The organism is Polaribacter sp. 2305UL8-11 (assembly GCF_058147165.1).
Genome location: NZ_JBYVJW010000012.1, coordinates 12,024 through 31,210, shown reverse-complemented (window position 1 = coordinate 31,210; position 19,187 = coordinate 12,024). Strand labels below are relative to the sequence as shown.

15 protein-coding genes and 1 tRNA gene are annotated in these 19,187 nt (G+C 30.0%); 6 read left to right on the top strand and 10 right to left on the bottom strand.

The window, feature by feature from the left end; genetic code table 11:
- Window positions 1-4: 4 nt before the first annotated feature.
- The 5 genes from rplJ (at window position 5) to ACY2RW_RS11595 (ending at window position 9,710) form a co-directional block, all read left to right on the top strand.
- Complete coding sequence (gene rplJ, locus ACY2RW_RS11615; RefSeq protein ID WP_490122900.1) at window positions 5-523, top strand: 50S ribosomal protein L10; 519 nt, start codon at window positions 5-7, stop codon at window positions 521-523.
- A gap of 50 nt (window positions 524-573) precedes the next feature.
- Complete coding sequence (rplL, locus tag ACY2RW_RS11610) at window positions 574-951, top strand: 50S ribosomal protein L7/L12 (RefSeq protein ID WP_208078166.1); 378 nt, start codon at window positions 574-576, stop codon at window positions 949-951.
- 149 nt (window positions 952-1,100) lie between these two features.
- Window positions 1,101-4,910: a DNA-directed RNA polymerase subunit beta gene (gene rpoB, locus ACY2RW_RS11605; protein WP_490122899.1), complete on the top strand. Its 3,810-nt coding sequence runs from the start codon at window positions 1,101-1,103 to the stop codon at window positions 4,908-4,910.
- Between the two features lie 79 nt (window positions 4,911-4,989).
- Window positions 4,990-9,264, top strand: coding sequence for a DNA-directed RNA polymerase subunit beta' (gene rpoC / locus ACY2RW_RS11600; RefSeq protein WP_490122898.1), 4,275 nt, complete (start codon window positions 4,990-4,992; stop codon window positions 9,262-9,264).
- Between the two features lie 134 nt (window positions 9,265-9,398).
- Window positions 9,399-9,710, top strand: a complete 312-nt coding sequence (locus ACY2RW_RS11595) for a DUF3467 domain-containing protein (protein WP_490122897.1) — start codon at window positions 9,399-9,401, stop codon at window positions 9,708-9,710.
- A 40-nt stretch (window positions 9,711-9,750) separates the two neighbouring features.
- On the opposite strand, the gene aroC is transcribed toward ACY2RW_RS11595, so the two are convergent.
- Window positions 9,751-10,815, bottom strand: coding sequence for a chorismate synthase (aroC, locus tag ACY2RW_RS11590; protein ID WP_490122896.1), 1,065 nt, complete (start codon window positions 10,813-10,815; stop codon window positions 9,751-9,753).
- Window positions 10,816-11,058: 243 nt separating this feature from the next.
- Here aroC and ACY2RW_RS11585 point away from each other — a divergent pair.
- A tRNA-Ser gene (locus ACY2RW_RS11585) sits at window positions 11,059-11,143 on the top strand.
- 129 nt (window positions 11,144-11,272) lie between these two features.
- Here ACY2RW_RS11585 and ACY2RW_RS11580 read toward each other — a convergent pair.
- The 9 genes from ACY2RW_RS11580 to ACY2RW_RS11540 all read right to left on the bottom strand — a co-directional run bounded on the left by ACY2RW_RS11580 (window position 11,273) and on the right by ACY2RW_RS11540 (window position 19,157).
- Window positions 11,273-12,148, bottom strand: coding sequence for an alpha/beta fold hydrolase (locus ACY2RW_RS11580; RefSeq protein ID WP_490122895.1), 876 nt, complete (start codon window positions 12,146-12,148; stop codon window positions 11,273-11,275).
- A 41-nt stretch (window positions 12,149-12,189) separates the two neighbouring features.
- Window positions 12,190-13,080: an alpha/beta hydrolase gene (locus ACY2RW_RS11575; RefSeq protein WP_490122894.1), complete on the bottom strand. Its 891-nt coding sequence runs from the start codon at window positions 13,078-13,080 to the stop codon at window positions 12,190-12,192.
- A gap of 71 nt (window positions 13,081-13,151) precedes the next feature.
- Window positions 13,152-14,312, bottom strand: coding sequence for an FAD-dependent monooxygenase (locus ACY2RW_RS11570; RefSeq protein WP_490122893.1), 1,161 nt, complete (start codon window positions 14,310-14,312; stop codon window positions 13,152-13,154).
- Between the two features lie 47 nt (window positions 14,313-14,359).
- On the bottom strand, window positions 14,360-15,103 hold the full coding sequence (locus ACY2RW_RS11565; RefSeq protein ID WP_490122892.1) for a carboxypeptidase-like regulatory domain-containing protein: 744 nt from the start codon (window positions 15,101-15,103) through the stop codon (window positions 14,360-14,362).
- 136 nt (window positions 15,104-15,239) lie between these two features.
- Complete coding sequence (locus ACY2RW_RS11560) at window positions 15,240-15,599, bottom strand: hypothetical protein (RefSeq protein ID WP_490122891.1); 360 nt, start codon at window positions 15,597-15,599, stop codon at window positions 15,240-15,242.
- A gap of 107 nt (window positions 15,600-15,706) precedes the next feature.
- The gene (locus ACY2RW_RS11555; protein WP_490122890.1) at window positions 15,707-16,387 is read right to left on the bottom strand and encodes a trypsin-like serine protease; all 681 of its coding nucleotides are present in this window, start codon (window positions 16,385-16,387) and stop codon (window positions 15,707-15,709) included.
- 46 nt (window positions 16,388-16,433) lie between these two features.
- Complete coding sequence (locus ACY2RW_RS11550; protein ID WP_490122889.1) at window positions 16,434-17,810, bottom strand: serine hydrolase domain-containing protein; 1,377 nt, start codon at window positions 17,808-17,810, stop codon at window positions 16,434-16,436.
- A gap of 125 nt (window positions 17,811-17,935) precedes the next feature.
- Complete coding sequence (locus ACY2RW_RS11545; protein ID WP_490122888.1) at window positions 17,936-18,382, bottom strand: hypothetical protein; 447 nt, start codon at window positions 18,380-18,382, stop codon at window positions 17,936-17,938.
- Between the two features lie 55 nt (window positions 18,383-18,437).
- Entirely contained in the window at window positions 18,438-19,157 is a 720-nt protein-coding gene (locus ACY2RW_RS11540; RefSeq protein ID WP_490122887.1) for a hypothetical protein, read from the bottom strand.
- Window positions 19,158-19,187 lie beyond the last annotated feature (30 nt).

The window sequence follows — 19,187 nt, the reverse complement described above, 5'->3', positions numbered from 1 at the left end:
AATTATGACTAGAGAAGAGAAATCACAAGTAATACAAGATTTAACAGCAGTATTAGCAGAGACTAACACATTATACTTAGCAGATATATCTGGTTTAGATGCACAGACTACTTCTAATTTAAGAAGAGCTTGTTTTAAAGCAGGTGTTCAGTTATCAGTTGTTAAAAATACGTTACTTGAAAAAGCAATGGAAGCTTCAGATAAAGAATTTGGAGACTTACCATCAGTTTTAAAAGGTAATACATCAATGATGATTTCTGAAGCAGCAAATGCTCCAGCAAAATTAATCAAAGAATTTAGAAAGAAAACTAAAGATAGACCTTTATTAAAAGGTGCATTTGCAGAGGAATCTGTTTACATTGGTGATGATCAATTAGATGCTTTAGTAGACATTAAATCTAAAGAAGAATTGATTGGAGAAATCATTGGATTATTACAATCACCAGCTAAAAATGTTATTTCAGCATTACAATCAGGTGGTCAAACACTTTCAGGTATTATCAAAACATTATCTGAAAAATAATTACGCGCACAAATAAACTAAAATAAATAAAATTTTTAAAAACAATTAAAATGGCAGAATTAAAAGATTTCGCAGAGCAATTAGTTAACTTAACAGTAAAAGAAGTTAATGAATTAGCTACTATTTTAAAAGATGAGTATGGTATCGAGCCTGCAGCAGCAGCAGTAGCAGTAGCAGGACCAGCAGCAGGTGGTGGAGATGATGCAGCAGATGAGCAAACAGAGTTTGACGTAATCTTAACTGCAGCAGGTGGTTCTAAACTTGCAGTAGTAAAATTAGTTAAAGAATTAACTGGTTTAGGATTAAAAGAAGCTAAAGGTATCGTAGATAGTGCTCCTGCAGCAGTAAAAGAAGGTGTATCTAAAGATGAGGCAGAAGGTCTTAAAAAATCTTTAGAAGAAGCTGGAGCTGAAGTAGAGCTTAAGTAAGCTAACAATTCCTGATTAGGCCTAGGGTTTAGCAGGAAAACAAATTTAGGTTTAGGTACTAAGAACTTTGGTTTTTAGGCCTAAACCATTTTGTGTATATATTCGTTCTTTATTTTAATTCAGATTTTAATCAAAAAAAATATTCTCTTTTGGCAACGAAAAACACTACTGAAAGAATCAACTTCGCAACTTCTCAAATGATTAAGGAGTATCCAGATTTCTTGGATATTCAGGTGAAATCTTTTCAAGATTTTTTCCAACTTCAAACTAAAGCAGAAGAAAGAGGTGAAGAAGGTTTGTATAAAACCTTTATGGATAACTTTCCAATTACAGATACAAGAAATCAATTTGTATTAGAATTTTTAGACTACTTTGTAGACCCACCAAGATATTCAATTCAAGAATGTATTGAGAGAGGTCTTACACATAGTGTACCTTTAAAAGCACGTCTAAAATTATATTGTACAGATCCAGAACACGAAGACTTCGAAACAATTGTACAAGACGTTTATCTTGGTACAATCCCTTATATGACAAACTCTGGTACCTTTGTAATTAACGGTGCAGAGCGTGTGGTCGTTTCTCAATTACACAGATCACCTGGTGTATTTTTTGGGCAATCTTTCCACGCAAATGGTACAAAATTATATTCAGCAAGAGTAATTCCTTTTAAAGGATCTTGGATTGAGTTTGCTACCGATATCAATCAAGTAATGTATGCTTATATTGATAGAAAGAAAAAATTACCAGTAACAACATTATTCAGAGCCATTGGTTTTGAAAGAGATAAAGATATTTTAGAAATTTTTGACTTAGCAGAAGAAGTAAAAGTTTCTAAAGCTGGTCTTAAAAAAGTGTTAGGTCGCAAATTAGCAGCTAGAGTTTTAAAAACTTGGCATGAAGATTTTGTGGATGAAGATACTGGAGAAGTTGTATCAATCGAAAGAAATGAAATTATTTTTGATCGAGATACAATTTTAGAAAAAGAACATATTGATGAAATAATAGAAGCAGGAGCTAAAACCATTTTACTACATAAAGTAGATAATGATATGGCAGATTATGCTATTATTCACAATACTTTACAAAAAGATCCTACAAATTCAGAAAAAGAAGCAGTAGAACATATCTATAGACAATTACGTAATGCAGAACCGCCAGATGAAGAAACTGCAAGAGGTATTATAGATAAGTTATTCTTTTCTGAACAACGTTATAATTTAGGTGAAGTTGGTCGTTTTAGAATGAACACAAAACTTCAGTTAAATGAGCCTATAGATCAAAAAGTATTAACAAAATTAGATATTATAACAATTATTAAATATTTAATCGAGTTAATTAATTCTAAGGCAGAAGTAGATGATATAGATCACTTATCTAATAGACGTGTAAGAACAGTTGGAGAGCAATTAGCAGGTCAGTTTGGTGTTGGTTTAGCACGTATGGCTAGAACAATACGTGAGCGTATGAATGTGCGCGATAATGAGGTTTTTACTCCAATCGACTTAATTAATGCAAAGACATTATCGTCTGTAATTAATTCTTTCTTTGGAACGAATCAGCTATCTCAATTTATGGATCAAACCAATCCATTAGCAGAGATTACACATAAGCGTAGATTATCTGCACTTGGTCCTGGTGGTTTATCAAGAGAAAGAGCAGGTTTTGAGGTTCGTGATGTACACTATACACATTATGGTCGTTTATGTCCGATTGAAACTCCTGAGGGACCAAATATTGGTTTAATATCTTCACTTTCTGTATTTGCAAAAGTGAATAACTTAGGGTTTATAGAAACGCCATATCGTAAAGTTGATAATGGAGTTGTTGCAGGAGAAGAACCAATCTACTTAAGTGCAGAAGAGGAAGAAGGTATGAAAATTGCCCAATCTAATTTAGAACTAAAAGAAGATGGAACTATTGTTTTAGATAGAGTTATTGCAAGAGAAGAAGGTGATTTTCCTGTTGTTAATCCAGATGCGATTAATTATATGGATGTTGCACCAAATCAAATTGCATCAATTTCTGCATCTTTAATTCCTTTCTTAGAACATGATGATGCGAATAGAGCTTTGATGGGATCAAACATGATGCGTCAAGCAGTTCCTTTATTACGTCCAGAATCTCCAATTGTTGGTACAGGTTTAGAACGTAGAGTGGCAAAAGATTCAAGAATCTTAATCAATGCAGAAGGAGCAGGTGTTGTAAAGTACGTAGATGCAAATAAAATTACGATTAAGTATGATAGATCAGAAGAAGAAAAACTAGTAAGTTTTGACTCTGATGAAGTTTCTTACAACTTAATAAAATTTAGAAAAACAAATCAAGGAACATCTATCAACCTAAAACCTATTGTAGAAACTGGTGATAGAGTTGAAGAAGGACAAGTTCTTTGTGAAGGTTATGCAACACAAAAAGGAGAATTAGCTTTAGGTAGAAATATGAAAGTAGCCTTTATGCCTTGGAAAGGGTATAACTTTGAGGATGCCATCGTAATTTCAGAAAAAGTTGTTCGCGAAGACATATTTACATCTATTCATATTGATGAGTATTCTTTAGACGTAAGAGATACAAAATTAGGAACTGAAGAGTTAACTAATGATATTCCTAACGTTTCTGAAGAAGCTACTAAAGATTTAGATGAAAATGGAATGATAAGAATTGGAGCAGAAGTAAATCCTGGTGATATCTTAATTGGTAAGATTACACCAAAAGGAGAATCTGACCCAACTCCAGAAGAAAAGTTATTACGTGCTATTTTTGGTGATAAAGCAGGAGATGTAAAAGATGCATCATTAAAAGCTTCTCCATCATTAAGAGGTGTAGTAATTGATAAAAAATTATTTAGAAGAGCTGTTAAAGATAAAAATAAAAGATTAAGAGATAAAGAAGCAGTAGCAACTTTAGAACAATCTTTTGTTTCTAAATTCGAAAGCTTAAAAGACGAATTAATTGAGAAATTATTCACTTTAATTAGTGGAAAAACCTCACAAGGTGTATTTAACGATTTAGGAGAAGAAGTTTTACCAAAAGGTAAAAAATATACTTTAAAAATGTTAAATTCTGTTGATGATTATATTCATTTAACAGGTTCTTGGACAACAGATAAAGAATTAAATGATTTAGTAGGAGAGTTAGTTCACAACTACAAAATCAAGGTTAATGATTTGCAAGGTTCTTTAAGACGTCAAAAATTTACAATCTCTGTAGGTGATGAATTACCAGCAGGAATTTTAAAATTAGCTAAAGTATATATCGCTAAAAAACGTAAGTTAAAAGTAGGTGATAAAATGGCAGGACGTCATGGAAATAAAGGTATTGTTGCTCGTATTGTAAGAGCAGAAGACATGCCTTTCTTAGAAGACGGAACTCCAGTAGACATCGTTTTAAATCCATTAGGGGTACCATCTCGTATGAATATTGGTCAGATTTATGAAACTGTTCTTGGTTGGGCAGGTCAGAAATTAGGAACTAAATATGCAACACCAATTTTTGATGGAGCATCTTTAGAGCAAATTAATGGAATAACTGATGAAGCAGGTGTACCAAGATTTGGTCATACTTATCTTTATGATGGTGGAACAGGAAAACGTTTCGACCAACCAGCAACAGTTGGTATCATTTATATGATTAAGTTAGGACACATGATTGAAGATAAAATGCACGCACGTTCTATAGGACCATACTCATTAATTACACAACAACCTTTAGGTGGTAAAGCACAATTTGGAGGACAACGTTTTGGAGAGATGGAAGTTTGGGCACTTGAGGCATATGGAGCATCAAGCATCTTAAGAGAAATCTTAACTGTAAAATCTGATGATGTAATGGGTAGAGCCAAAACATACGAAAGTATTGTAAAAGGTGAGTCTATGCCAGAACCAGGTTTACCAGAATCGTTTAACGTATTAATGCATGAACTGAAAGGTTTAGGATTAGACGTTAGGTTAGAAGAATAAATTTTTTCAGTAACCAGTTTCCAGTAGCAGTTTTGTTACTGGAAACTGAATACTGCCAACTGAATACTTATTAAAAGACATGGCAAGAAAACAAGAGAAGTACACTGTAAAAAAGTTCAATAAAATCTCAATTGGTTTATCATCACCAGAAGCAATTTTAGAAGTTTCTAAAGGTGAAGTTTTAAAACCAGAAACTATAAATTATCGTACACACAAACCAGAACGTGATGGTTTATTCTGTGAGCGTATTTTTGGTCCTGTTAAGGATTATGAATGTGCTTGTGGTAAGTACAAAAGAATTCGTTACAAAGGTATTGTTTGTGATAGATGTGGGGTAGAAGTAACAGAAAAGAAAGTACGTAGAGATAGAGTAGGGCACATCAATTTAGTTGTACCAGTAGCTCATATTTGGTACTTTAGATCATTACCTAACAAAATGGGATACCTTTTAGGCTTACCATCTAAAAAGTTAGATATGATTATTTACTACGAACGTTACGTAGTAATTCAACCAGGTATTGCAAAAAATGTAGAAGGAGAACCATTACAAAAAATGGATTTCTTAACAGAAGAAGAATACTTAGATATTGTTGATGAACTTCCACAAGAAAATCAATATTTAGATGATGCAGACCCAAATAAGTTTATTGCTAAAATGGGTGCAGAGTGTTTGATTGATTTATTAGCACGTATAGATTTAGAATCTTTATCTTTTGAATTAAGACACAAAGCAAACACAGAAACGTCTAAACAACGTAAAACTGAAGCTTTAAAACGTTTAAATGTTGTAGAAGCATTTAAAGATTCTCAAAAAAATAGAGAGAATAATCCTGAGTGGATGATTATGAAGGCAATACCAGTAATTCCACCAGAATTACGTCCTTTAGTTCCATTAGATGGTGGTCGTTTTGCAACTTCAGATTTAAATGACTTATATAGAAGAGTTATTATTAGAAACAATCGTTTAAAAAGATTAGTTGAAATAAAAGCTCCAGAAGTTATTTTACGTAATGAAAAGCGTATGTTACAAGAATCTGTAGATTCATTATTTGATAACACACGTAAATCATCAGCAGTAAAAACAGAATCTAACAGACCTTTAAAATCTTTATCAGATTCCTTAAAAGGTAAACAAGGACGTTTCCGTCAAAATTTATTAGGAAAACGTGTTGATTATTCTGCACGTTCTGTAATTGTTGTTGGACCAGAATTAAAATTGTCAGAATGTGGTATCCCAAAAGATATGGCAGCTGAACTTTATAAGCCTTTTGTAATCCGTAAATTAATTGAAAGAGGAATTGTAAAAACAGTAAAATCTGCAAAGAAAATAATAGATAGAAAAGAACCAGTTGTTTGGGATATTTTAGAAAATGTAATTAAAGGACATCCAGTTTTATTAAACAGGGCTCCTACTTTACACAGATTAGGTATCCAAGCTTTTCAACCAAAATTAATTGAAGGAAAAGCAATCCAATTACACCCATTATCTTGTTCTGCATTTAATGCGGATTTTGATGGAGATCAAATGGCGGTTCACTTACCATTAGGACCAGAAGCTATTTTAGAAGCACAATTATTAATGTTGGCTTCTCATAATATCTTAAACCCTGCAAATGGTGCACCAGTAACAGTACCTTCTCAAGATATGGTACTTGGTTTATACTATATGACTAAAGAAAGAATTTCTACTCCAGAAGTACCAATTAAAGGAGAAGGACTAACTTTCTATTCACCAGAAGAAGTTACGATTGCTTTTAACGAAGAAAAAGTAGACTTAAATGCTGGTATTAAAGTAAGAACTCAAGATATAGACGAGAATGGAGAGCAAGTAACTAAAATTATAAAAACTACTGTTGGTAGAGTTTTATTTAATGAAAAAGTTCCTGCTGCTGCTGGTTATATTAATGAAGTTTTAACTAAGAAAAACTTACGTGGAATTATTGGTGGTATTTTAAAAGCTACAGATATTCCTACAACAGGAGCATTCTTAGATGAAATAAAAAATATGGGATACAAGTTTGCCTTTCAAGGTGGGTTGTCTTTTTCATTAGGAGATATTATTATTCCTAAAGAAAAACAATCTATGATTGATGAAGCAAATAAAGAGGTAGACATCATTGTATCTAACTATAACATGGGTATGTTAACGCAAAAAGAGCGTTACAATCAGGTAATTGATATTTGGGGAAGAACCAATAACGATTTAACTGAGTTATCTATGAAACGTTTGCGTGAAGACCAACAAGGTTTCAACTCAGTATATATGATGCTTGACTCTGGAGCTAGGGGATCTAAAGAACAGATTCGTCAGTTAACTGGTATGCGTGGATTAATGGCAAAACCTAAAAAATCTACAGCTGGTGGTGGAGAAATTATTGAGAATCCAATTCTTTCTAACTTTAAAGAAGGATTATCAATTCTTGAATACTTTATCTCAACTCACGGTGCACGTAAAGGATTAGCAGATACCGCTTTAAAAACAGCTGATGCTGGTTACTTAACACGTAGATTGGTGGATGTTTCACAAGATGTAATTGTAAATGAAGAAGATTGTGGTACATTAAGAGGTTTAGAAGTAGCACCTTTAAAGAAAAATGATGAGATTGTAGAATCTATATCAGATAGAATAGAAGGTAGAGTTTCTTTAAGCGATGTATATCATCCATTAACAGAAGAATTAATTTTAGAAGCAAACCAACCTATTACTTCTCAATTAGCAATTGCAGTAGAAAAATCTGGAATTGATTCTGTAGAAGTAAGATCTGCATTAACATGTGAGTCTGACAAAGGTATTTGTGCAAAATGTTATGGACAGAGTTTATCAACATTAAACAAAGTACAAATTGGTGAGGCAGTTGGTGTAATTGCAGCACAATCTATTGGAGAGCCTGGTACACAATTAACATTACGTACATTCCACGTTGGTGGTGTTGCAGGTAACATTTCTGAAGAAAATAAATTAATTGCTAAGTTTGATGGTAAAGTTACTATTGAAGATTTACGAACAGTTGTTGGTAAAGATAATGATGGTAACCCAGTTGATATTGTAATTTCTAGAACAGCAGAAATTAAAATAACAGACAAGAAAACTGGTATATTACAAAGTACAAACATTTTACCTTACGGTTCTATTATTTTTGACAAAGAAAGAAAGTCTATTAAAAAAGGAGATGTAATTGTACAATGGGATCCATTTAATGGGGTAATTGTTTCTGAATTTACAGGAAAAGTAAAGTTTGATAATTTAGAACAGGGTATTAATTATGCTGTAGAAATTGATGAACAAACAGGTTTCCAAGAAAAAGTAATGACAGATTCTAAGAATAAGAAAATTATTGCTTCTTTAATTATAGAAGATGAAGATGGTAATGCATTACGTTCTTATAGTTTACCTGTTGGTGCTCATTTAATGGTAGATGATGGTGAAGCTGTAGAAAGCGGAAAAACATTAGTTAAAATACCAAGAAAATCTGGAAAAGCAGGAGATATTACAGGGGGTTTACCTCGTGTAACAGAATTGTTCGAAGCACGTAATCCTTCTAATCCATCTGTAGTTTCTGAAATTGATGGTGTGGTTTCTTTTGGTAAAATTAAAAGAGGTAATAGAGAGATTATTGTTGAATCTAAAACAGGAGAAATTAGCAAGTATTTAGTAAAACTTTCTAACCAAATTTTAGTTCAAGAAAACGACTTTATTAAAGCTGGTATGCCATTATCTGATGGAGCTACAACTCCTTCTGATATTTTAAGAATTAAAGGACCTTCTGCAGTACAAGAATACTTAGTTAACGAAATTCAAGAAGTTTATCGTTTACAAGGTGTAAAAATTAACGACAAACATTTCGAGGTTGTAGTTCGTCAAATGATGCGTAAAGTAAAGATTATAGATTCTGGAGATACTCTATTTTTGGAGAATCAATTAATCCATAAAACTGACTTTATCAAAGAAAATGATGCTATTTACGGAATGAAAGTTGTGGAAGATGCTGGAGACTCTGAAAACTTAAAAGCAGGTCAAATTATATCTGCGCGTCAACTAAGAGATGAAAATTCTTTATTAAGAAGAAATGATCAGAAATTAGTAGAAGCAAGAGATGCAAGGCCTGCAACAGCAGAACAAGTTTTACAAGGTATTACAAGAGCTTCTTTACAGACCAAATCATTTATATCTGCAGCTTCTTTCCAAGAAACTACAAAAGTATTAAATGAAGCCGCTGTAAATGGTAAAATAGATACGTTAGAAGGCTTGAAAGAAAATGTAATTGTTGGTAAGAAAATTCCAGCTGGTACAGGTATGAGATCTTATGATAAGATTTTAGTAGGACCTAAAGACGAGATAGAACAAAGTTTCTAAAACGTGTAGACGTTTAAATATTTTAAAAGTTGAATTGTTTACTGTAAGTTAATTACACTATTCAATTCAACTTTTTCTTTTTAATAATACTTTAAGAACGCAGTTAAACAGTAAACAAATTATACATCATAATCATGGAAGAAAATCAAAATAAAGAGGGGCAAATAAATATTGAATTAGATCAAGAAATAGCAGAAGGGACTTACTCTAATTTGGCAATTATCAATCATTCAATGTCAGAATTTATTGTAGATTTTATTAATATTATGCCAGGTGTGCCAAAGGCAAAAGTAAAATCGAGAATTATTTTAACGCCACAACATGCAAAAAGACTAACTCAAGCTTTAGCAGATAATGTAAGAAAATTTGAAGATGCCCATGGAGAAATAAAAGATTACGAACAACCTCCAATTCCAATGAATTTTGGTCCTACAGGACAAGCATAAAATGTAAAAAGCGAAACTTAGTGTTTCGCTTTTTACATTTTTATACAGTTCTTGTTCTATTTAATAAATAAAAATCTGCTAAAACTAAAGCAGTCATAGCTTCTACAATAGGCACAGCTCTTGGCACAACACATGGGTCATGTCTTCCTTTACCAGTAATTTCGGTAACTTCGTTTTCAGAATTTATAGTTTGTTGAGAACTCATAATTGTTGCTACAGGTTTAAAAGCTACTCTAAAATAAATGTCCATTCCATTTGAAATTCCACCTTGAATTCCTCCAGACAAATTAGTTTTAGTAGAACCATCTGCATTAAAAATATCATTATGCTCAGAACCTTTCATTTTTGCTCCGCAAAAACCGCTACCAAATTCAAATCCTTTTACAGCATTAATTGATAGCATTGCACTACCTAATTGTGCATGTAATTTTTTAAAAATCGGTTCACCTAAACCTACAGGAACATTTTGAGCAACACAAGTAATGGTTCCTCCAATAGTATCACCAGCTTTTCTAATTTCTTTGATTTTAGCAATCATTTTTTCTGCAGATTCTTCATCTGGACAGCGAACAATATTGTTTTCAGTTTTTGAAAAATCTACATCTTGATAAGGTTTTTCCATAAAAATATCACCTACTGAAGATGTAAAAGCATTGATGTTTATTTTTGCAATTAATTGTTTTGCTAAAGCACCAGCAACCACCCAATTTGCAGTTTCACGAGCAGAACTTCTTCCTCCACCTCTATAATCTCTTAAACCATATTTTTGATCATACGTATAATCAGCATGAGAAGGTCTGTAAATATTTGTATTGTGATTATAATCTTTACTCTTTTGATTGGTGTTTTTTATAATAAATCCAATAGATGTACCAGTTGTCTTTCCTTCAAAAATTCCTGATAAAAATTCTACAGTGTCTGGTTCTTTTCTTTGAGTAACTATTTTAGATTGACCAGGTTTACGTCTGTTTAATTCATCTTGAATCGCATCAAAATCAACCTCTAAACCAGCAGGAAACCCGTCAATAATACCACCAATGGCAGTTCCATGAGATTCTCCATACGTAGTAATTTTTAATAAATTTCCGAAAGAATTAAATGACATAATAGAAAATTAGAATATTAATTGCAAATATACTAAACTAGTGTATGAAATTTTATTATTACAGGCTTCTAATTAATGATTTCTAACATTCAGTATTTAAATATAACTGCTGATTATTAATGAAATAATAGAAGTTTTAGATGATATCCAAAAAAGATAAAAAATAATGTGTTTTTTGTTTCAGAAAATAAAAAAGCTTTCTATATTTGCATCCGCATTCAGGGAATACCTGATGAGACACTTGGAGAAATGGCAGAGTGGTCGAATGCGGCAGTCTTGAAAACTGTTGACTGTAACAGGTCCGGGGGTTCGAATCCCTCTTTCTCCGCAAAAAAACCTCGTAATTAAATATTACGAGGTTTTTATTTTTAAAAACGTCGAAAAGTAATATAAAGTTATTGATTTAGCAATACGCAAATAAACTATGTAGTATAGATAATTGACTGCTTAAATATTGTTATGTAATATTTAGTTTTAAATTAGTAAATATTTCTTTAGCGTATTTAAATATTAATAAATGTCCTTCATTAGGATATTTTTTTAAAGAAGCGAGACTAATTTTATTTGTCATTAGTTTAGCCCATTCAAATGGAACGTTATTATCTTTTTCTCCATGCCAAAATGTAACTGGGACTTGAATTTTATTTAATTCAAACCCCCAACCTGTAACTAAAATATTAGAAGTTTCATAAGCGATGCCTTTACTACCATTTCTAAAAGATTCTTTAAATGTGATTTCAATAATTTTCATTACTTTCTTATTTTTTAGAGTTTCCTGATCCGGTTTACTCATAATTTTCAAAATACTTTTTAGAACTTTTTTGGGATTTTTTCTTATTAATTTTGCTTGAAATTTTAGCAAAATTTTCAATAAATAAGGAAATGATTTTGCAAGGTTTAGCATTAATTTAATTTCTTTAGATAAATATTTTTTATATTCTTCATTGAATGGTGCAAATCCACTTATTATTGAAACTTTATAAATGATATCAGGAAATAAATAAGCTATTGCCAATGCAAAGGGAGAACCTGCCGACATTCCTGCTACTGAAAATTTATTAATGCCTAAGTGTTTTGTTAATTCTTTTACATCTTTTGCAAAACTTAAAATGCTACCATTTTTGTTAAAATCTGAAATTCCATGACCAGGTCTATCAATAGTAATTATTCTTATATTGTTCTCTAAAGTGAATGAGATATCATAATGCATCTCAAGTCTGGAACTTTGAGAGCCATGACAATAAATAATTGGAAAACCATCTGAGTTACCATATTCAGCAAATCCTAATTTTCTTTTATCTTTTAAAATTAAATACTGGTTTATCTTATTCATTGCTGCTTTATAATTGACTAGCGTTTTTTGTTAAATGTATTTTAGTCATTTTTTAATATTTCAATTATTTCATTTAATGAGATTTTCGCTTCTTTCATTACTGGTAACAAAGGCCAAATGTGTGGCATATTGCAGCCTTCAATTACGTTGAGTTTTACATTTGCTTTTTTCATCTTTATTTCAGCTAACTTTCCATCTGGATACATAATGTCATTTTTGGCAAGAAATAAAGTTATATTGGGAAATCCTTCAAAACTTCCATATAAAGGTGAAATCATTACGTTTTTTAAATCATCATTTTCAATGCACATTTTTTTTGCACTTAACACTCCAGTTTTTGAAAGCATGGGATCAATTTTATCAACTACTTCTATTTCAGAATTAGACAAGCTTGCATCCATAACTGGAGTAATCAAAATTATTCTTGTCGGCAGTTTTACATCTCTAATAATCAATCGTTGAGTTAAACTGACTATTAAAGTTCCACCAACGGAATCTCCAATTAAAGAAATTTTATTTGGTAGAAATTCTTTAATAGCTTTTTTATAGATTAAATCTATGTTTTCTGATATCTTAGATATCTTATTTTCGGGTGATTTTGGATAATCACACATCCAAATCTTATAATTGGTTTGAGTAGCAATTTTTTTTGCAGTATCCCAATGATGCTTGGCAGGACCTGAAATAAAAGCACCTCCGTGTATAAATATTAAAAGTTTATCAGAACATTTATTCAACCCAATTTCAGTAATTAAGGAATCTAGAATTTTAAAATGTTGTAGAGTATTATTTTTATAAAATTTGCTTTTGGGACAATGAACATCTTCTCTTCTAATTTTTTTGAAATCTATTGGGTCTCTGCTAAAATCTATTTTTACACCCTTTAATTTAATAATTAATAGAGTAATATAATAAGTTAAACTTTGTTTCATTTTTATTGATAAAAACTATATGTACTAAAAGACTGTTACCATTGCTTAGAAATTAATGTATTGTTTGAAACCTAAAGTATATTTTTATCTATCGTATATAAATCTAACATTTGCTTTTGCATAAGTTTTTCTGGATAGCTTCTCAAAATAATATTCCTGATAATTTCTGTAGGTCTTCTTGTGATTGCAAATTTTGATGTAACCCTAGATTGCTTAACTAATTTATGAACTTTATCTTTTCTAAAAAGGAAAAATCTATTGAATGCTTTTTCAATATTTTTTGAGTTTTTAATAAAATTTGATAGATAAAAAGCATCTTCAATAGCTTGTGCACCTCCTTGACCTAAATCTGGTGTCATACTATGTGCTGCATCTCCTATAAGGCAAATTTTTTCAAAATTCCACTTTTTTAATAAATCTAAATCAGATAAATCTCTCCTAAATATTTTTTCAGCTGATGTGTTTTTTATTAACTCTTTTACTACTGGATGAAATTCAGAGAACATTTCAGTTAACTTTAATTTTAATGATTCTTTATCATCCTTTTGATTAGGTTTGCTTAATTTTACGGCAAACCAATATGTTTTATTTTCCTCTAACTTAGAGACTCCAAATTGCAGTTTTTTTCCCCATAGTGTAAACCCAATAGAATTATGTCCTGAGATAAGTTCAAAATCAGAAACACCTCTCCAACAAGTTTGTCCTGAGTATCTCAATTTACTTTCAGGGAACAAATGTTTTCTTACACTAGAATGTATACCATCAGCACCAATTATTGAGTTTGTTTGAATCGAAGTATTATCTATAAAATGAATATTGTAAGAGTTATCATTATTTTTTGAATAACTTTTAAATTCTTTACCCAATAGAATATTTTCTTTATTTAAATAAGCATGTAGAATCTTCTGCAATTTCCCTCTATGAATTGCCATAGTAGTATATCCGAATTTTTGTTTTACAAACTGTTGGGATGAGTCTATTATTGGCTTTAGTTTATGATCAGCTACTAAAATTCGATTAAAAGTATTGCCTGCGTTTTGTATTTCAATTAATAATTTAGGATTTATCCATTCTATTACTTGTAGAGCATTTGGTGATAGCCAGATTCCTGAGCCTACTTCTTTTAAAGTTTGACTGCGTTCATATAATTTATAATTAATTTCTAATTTATCAAAACAAAGCGCTGTAACTAACCCTCCAATTCCACTTCCTATTATTGATAATTTGTCCATCTTTATTTTTAATAACTATATATTTTTTTCTATTAATTTGCAATTATTTATTGCCTTACTGTTACATACATTGCTATCTTAGCACCTTTTGTTATATTCCAATTACCTAAACTCGATGAACGAGTAATGGATCTTCCTAATAATTGGCCATTATAACGAAATGGTTCTTGTTCTTTGTATTCTTGAGGTAAGTATTCTATTGTAATAAAGACTGATTTTTTAAATTGTAAATCGAATTTTTTTAAGTCGAAGGTATTCCAACCATTTGTTATTTCTTTTTCAATGATGATATTTTTTGAACCTATTTTTTTATAGGGTAGATTGTTTTTTATAGTATAAAAATTTACTCTAAATCTTGCAGAACCAATAGTTACATTGGAAAGTACAATATTTACATCTAAAAGTTTTGTAGGCTTTTTTATTTTAAGTTTTTTTGCAAACTCTCTAATATTGTTATTCTGATTATTATCTGATCGAATCTCGCCAACAACAAAACTAACAAATGATTTTGTTCCTATCTTTTTTACTTTTGTTTTCTTTGAAATAATGATAACTTCATCTAAAGAGAATAGTTCCTCTTTAAGAATAAATTCACTGATGTTTTTCTTAATAATATCAGAAATTTTAATGTTAAGTTGTTTATAACCTAAATATGAAAAAGATAAACTATCAGATTTGTTTTCTTTATCTATTTTTAAACTAAAATTACCATCTTTATTAGATATGGTTCCAATATTTTTGTTTTTTATTCCAATATTTACATATGCTAATTTTTCACTTTTAATTCCCATAACTGTCCCCTTTAAAATTAAATTTTGAGACAAGCCAACATTTGAGATTAATATGAAAGTTAATATAAATGTAAAAGAAAATTTTGATTGATACATTTTGTTTTTAAAATTACTACCATTTGACTTTAATTCTTTTTTATTTACGAACCGCTTTTAATATTCCGTTAGGTTCTGGTTGTATTATAATTAATTCATTAAAAACGCCATTTTTTAGTTTTTTGAATTCTAATTTAAATCCTTCAATTATCTTAGAAGAAAATTCGTTTTCTTTAGTTGCAATAAATTCCAATTCCGGATTTTCTGGCAATAAAAAATAAAGCTTAGTATCATTCTCTTTTGTGTAAACCTTTATAGTTATACCCTGCATTTCATACTCACCCACATATTGTTTTAAAGTAGTAGCATTTATAGATATGGCTTTGGGTCTTGGGTCAATAGCATCAATTTTCGGTTTTACTCTATGCATTTCATTAGAAACAGCACCATTTCCTGTCATTTCATCATTAATCCATTTTATATAATGCGATACTCTTGTATAGAATTCTTCTACACCATAAAGTCCTTCATCTCCACCTTTTTGGTCTTGTCCTGAACTAATTCCTGCTAAGTATACTTTACATCTTTTAAGATAAAAGCTGGACCTCCACTATCACCAGGTCCACTAATCCCTTCATACTCTGTAAGATATTTTGTTTTTGTGTCTGGATGATCAAATGTCCAATACAACCATTTTTTAGTTGCTCTTTCAATTCTATTTGTAGCTCCTCTTTGTTTACCATCGTTACCATTTACTCCAATCAACCCATTGCCTTTATCACCTCTTCCTACCATATAGATTAGTTTATCTACTTCGTCATTATCTATATATAATTTTGCTTGCATCGCATTATTGGGTTTTGTTTTTAAATGTATAAGGGCAATATCATCATCATCACCAGCTTGTCTGGTCATCCAAGTTGGATACATTATAACTTTATCTACTTCAATTTCATCTCCGTTAATAATAACAAAATGTTTTCGTCCAGCATTAAATTTATCTACAATTTCTATGGCACAATGAGCGGCTGATAACACCCATTGATCTGCAATAATTGTGCCTTCGCAATCAGGTAGGTTTAAGTGACAAATATATTTTTCGAATTGTTTAGCAAGTTTGAGAAACTCGACTTCCTTTTTGTCATGTCTAGTTAACATTGGTGGATACTTGTTGCTATTTTTATAAATAAAGCTTGTTAGTATTAATGATAGCATTAGAAGTAATAAAGTTATGTTTGCTTTTTTCATTTTTGTTTTAACTTAAAAGTTATAATTGTTGTATAATTTAGTATTGTTACTTTGCTAATAAAAAATTTGATATCTTTCTAGCTATTGAATAGATATACTCCTCTTGTATATTGCTTAATACAATGATGGTAATTCCTTTATTAGGGTATATCCATAAATCTGAACCAAATAGATCACTTGCACCACCATGAACCACCAACTTATTTTCAGAATTGCTATTTTCTATTCCCCATCCATAACCATAATTACTGTACAAACTATTAGTTTGAAAATGCGGATAGAGATATTTAGAGGTTGTTACTTCATCTAGTATTGTTTTGTTTTGTATAGCTTTGCTCCAAAGTAATAAGTCACTTGCTCTTGTTAAGATACCTCCATTTCCTTTTAAATTTAGATATGGGCCTTGTTTACTCCAGTTTTCTTCGTTTGGTTTTTTAGCTTCATTTCCATTTAAAAAACCGTTAGCGACCTCGTTATTTTTCCATTCTGGTATTATATAACCAGTATGGTTCATTTTTAAGGGTTTAAAAATTTCCTTGTTTAAAAAAGCTTCATAATCCAATCCACTAACTTTCTCAATGATTAAACCAAGTAAGCTATATCCTATATTAGAGTAATTAAATTTTTTTCCAACTGAACTTATTAGTTTACTTTTAAATACTTTTTTTAAAAATTTTTCTTCTGTAATAGTGTCATAATCATCTCCTACATCACTTATTAAACCAGAAGAATGTGTTAACAACTGATGAATAGTTATATTTTTTTTGTCTTTAGGAACAGCATCAAAGTATTTTGATAATTTATCATTAACTGAAACTTTGTTTTGCATTAACAGCTTCATTATTCCTGCAGCAGTAAATTGCTTTGTTATAGAGCAAATATCAAAAACAGTATTTATATCATTTAGCCCATTCTTTTCACTATTTTTTTTACCATATGCTTTGTTAAATATGATACTATCATTTTTAGCGACTAAAATAACTCCTGAAAAGTTTTTCTCGATAAGTTTGTCATCAATACTAATTAAATCATCAATTTTTGCCTTTCCATTACGAACTGCTTTTACTGTACCTTGTGGTTGTATTAGAATTAATTCATTAAAAACACCATTTTCTAAATTCTTAAATTCTACTTTAAATTCTCTCTCTGTTTTAAAAGAAAATTTGTGTTTTCCAGTTTTAACTAATTCACTTTCTCTATCTCCAGATACGTAAAAATAAAGTTTGGTATTATTCTCTTCCTCTTTTGTGTAAATCTTTAATGTAATTCCAGCTGCCTCATAGACGTAATCACCAACATATTGTTTTAAATTACTAATAGTATTTATATCTATTGATTTCGGTTTATTACTATTTGTATAACTAAAGCTCATTAGTGAGAATGATAACATTAGAAGTAATAAGATTATATTTGTTTTTTTCATGATTTTATATTTTTAAATTAACAGATGCAAATCTATGTTTCAAATAAAAATGAAATGTTAATTTTAAGATTTTAAATGTACTGATATAAATGATTTTACGGATTAGGACATTTTATAAATTGTTTTTACTCTACAAGAATTTTATAAACTCCTGTTTGAGCGTCTATTATAAATTCAGATTCTTTTATTGTTATTTCTTTATATTTAAAATAACTAAAACATTCTTTCATAATTAATTCACCATTAGAATAAAAATCAAAAAGATGATTATTCGAAATAACAAATTTGAGGTTTATGATTTTTGTTTCTAAAGAAGCTGATTTGATTTGGATATGATGTATGTTGTTTTCTGTTATGAATGAAAATTCAACTGGATGATTATTAAGAGTGTTAGTTATTTGTATTTCTTCAGGAACAAAAGTTCCGTTTGAAAATAAATTCTCTCCACTAATTTTGTCAATAATTTCAAAAGTGAAGTTTTGAGATGGAATATTATATTCTCCTTCACAATTACTATGAGAACAGCTCAATAAAGCAGAAATTGCAAAAAATAAAGTATTTAATTTTTTCATTTGTTTATTTTATGATTTATAACGTATTTGATTATTTTTTGTTGATATAATGAGGTTAATTCTGATAAGTTTTTTTCATTATAATTGGACGTAATTTGTTTTTTAAATTTTCAAACTCTTTTTTTGTCATCATTTCAATTTCTACCAACTCTTTGGCTTCTTTTAATTTTAAAATTGCTTCTTTTCTAGTCATTTTTCTGTTTTTTAGTAAAACTTCACCTAGTTCAATTGCTAACTCAGTATCCATAACACTTAAATATTTATTTAGACCAAAAGCTCTACCATTGACTTCTCCTAGAACCATAACTAGGTATAAAGGTTTCTTTTTACTACCTCTGTGATATGCTTTTATTTCTTTTACAATTGCTTTTGTATTTTTTAATTTAATATCTGCCATTATTTGAGATTCACCAGCTAGAGAGGTCATAATATTTCCAAAGCCAGCAGGTCTTCCCATTTGAATAAATTCATACGTTTTTTTACTTGTAGTTCTTGAATCTGATAATCCTCCTCTTAACTTAGTTCCATAACCTAAAGAATAAGTTCTAGTCTTTAATTCTTCAGAGGTTGGTTTGCCTAAAACAATAGTATCACCAATTTTAATTACATTATTATTAATTGTGGTATATTTTTTTACTAATGTTCTATTTTTTATCTTTTTAAAAAAAGTATAATCTTGAGTGTCTTTGTAAGTTAAAGATTCTATTTCTTTTTGTGCGTTTACATTTATTATTGATAATAATATGATTACGAATAGTAATATGTTTTTTTTCATTGTTTACTAATTTGTGTTCTTTTTACTAAA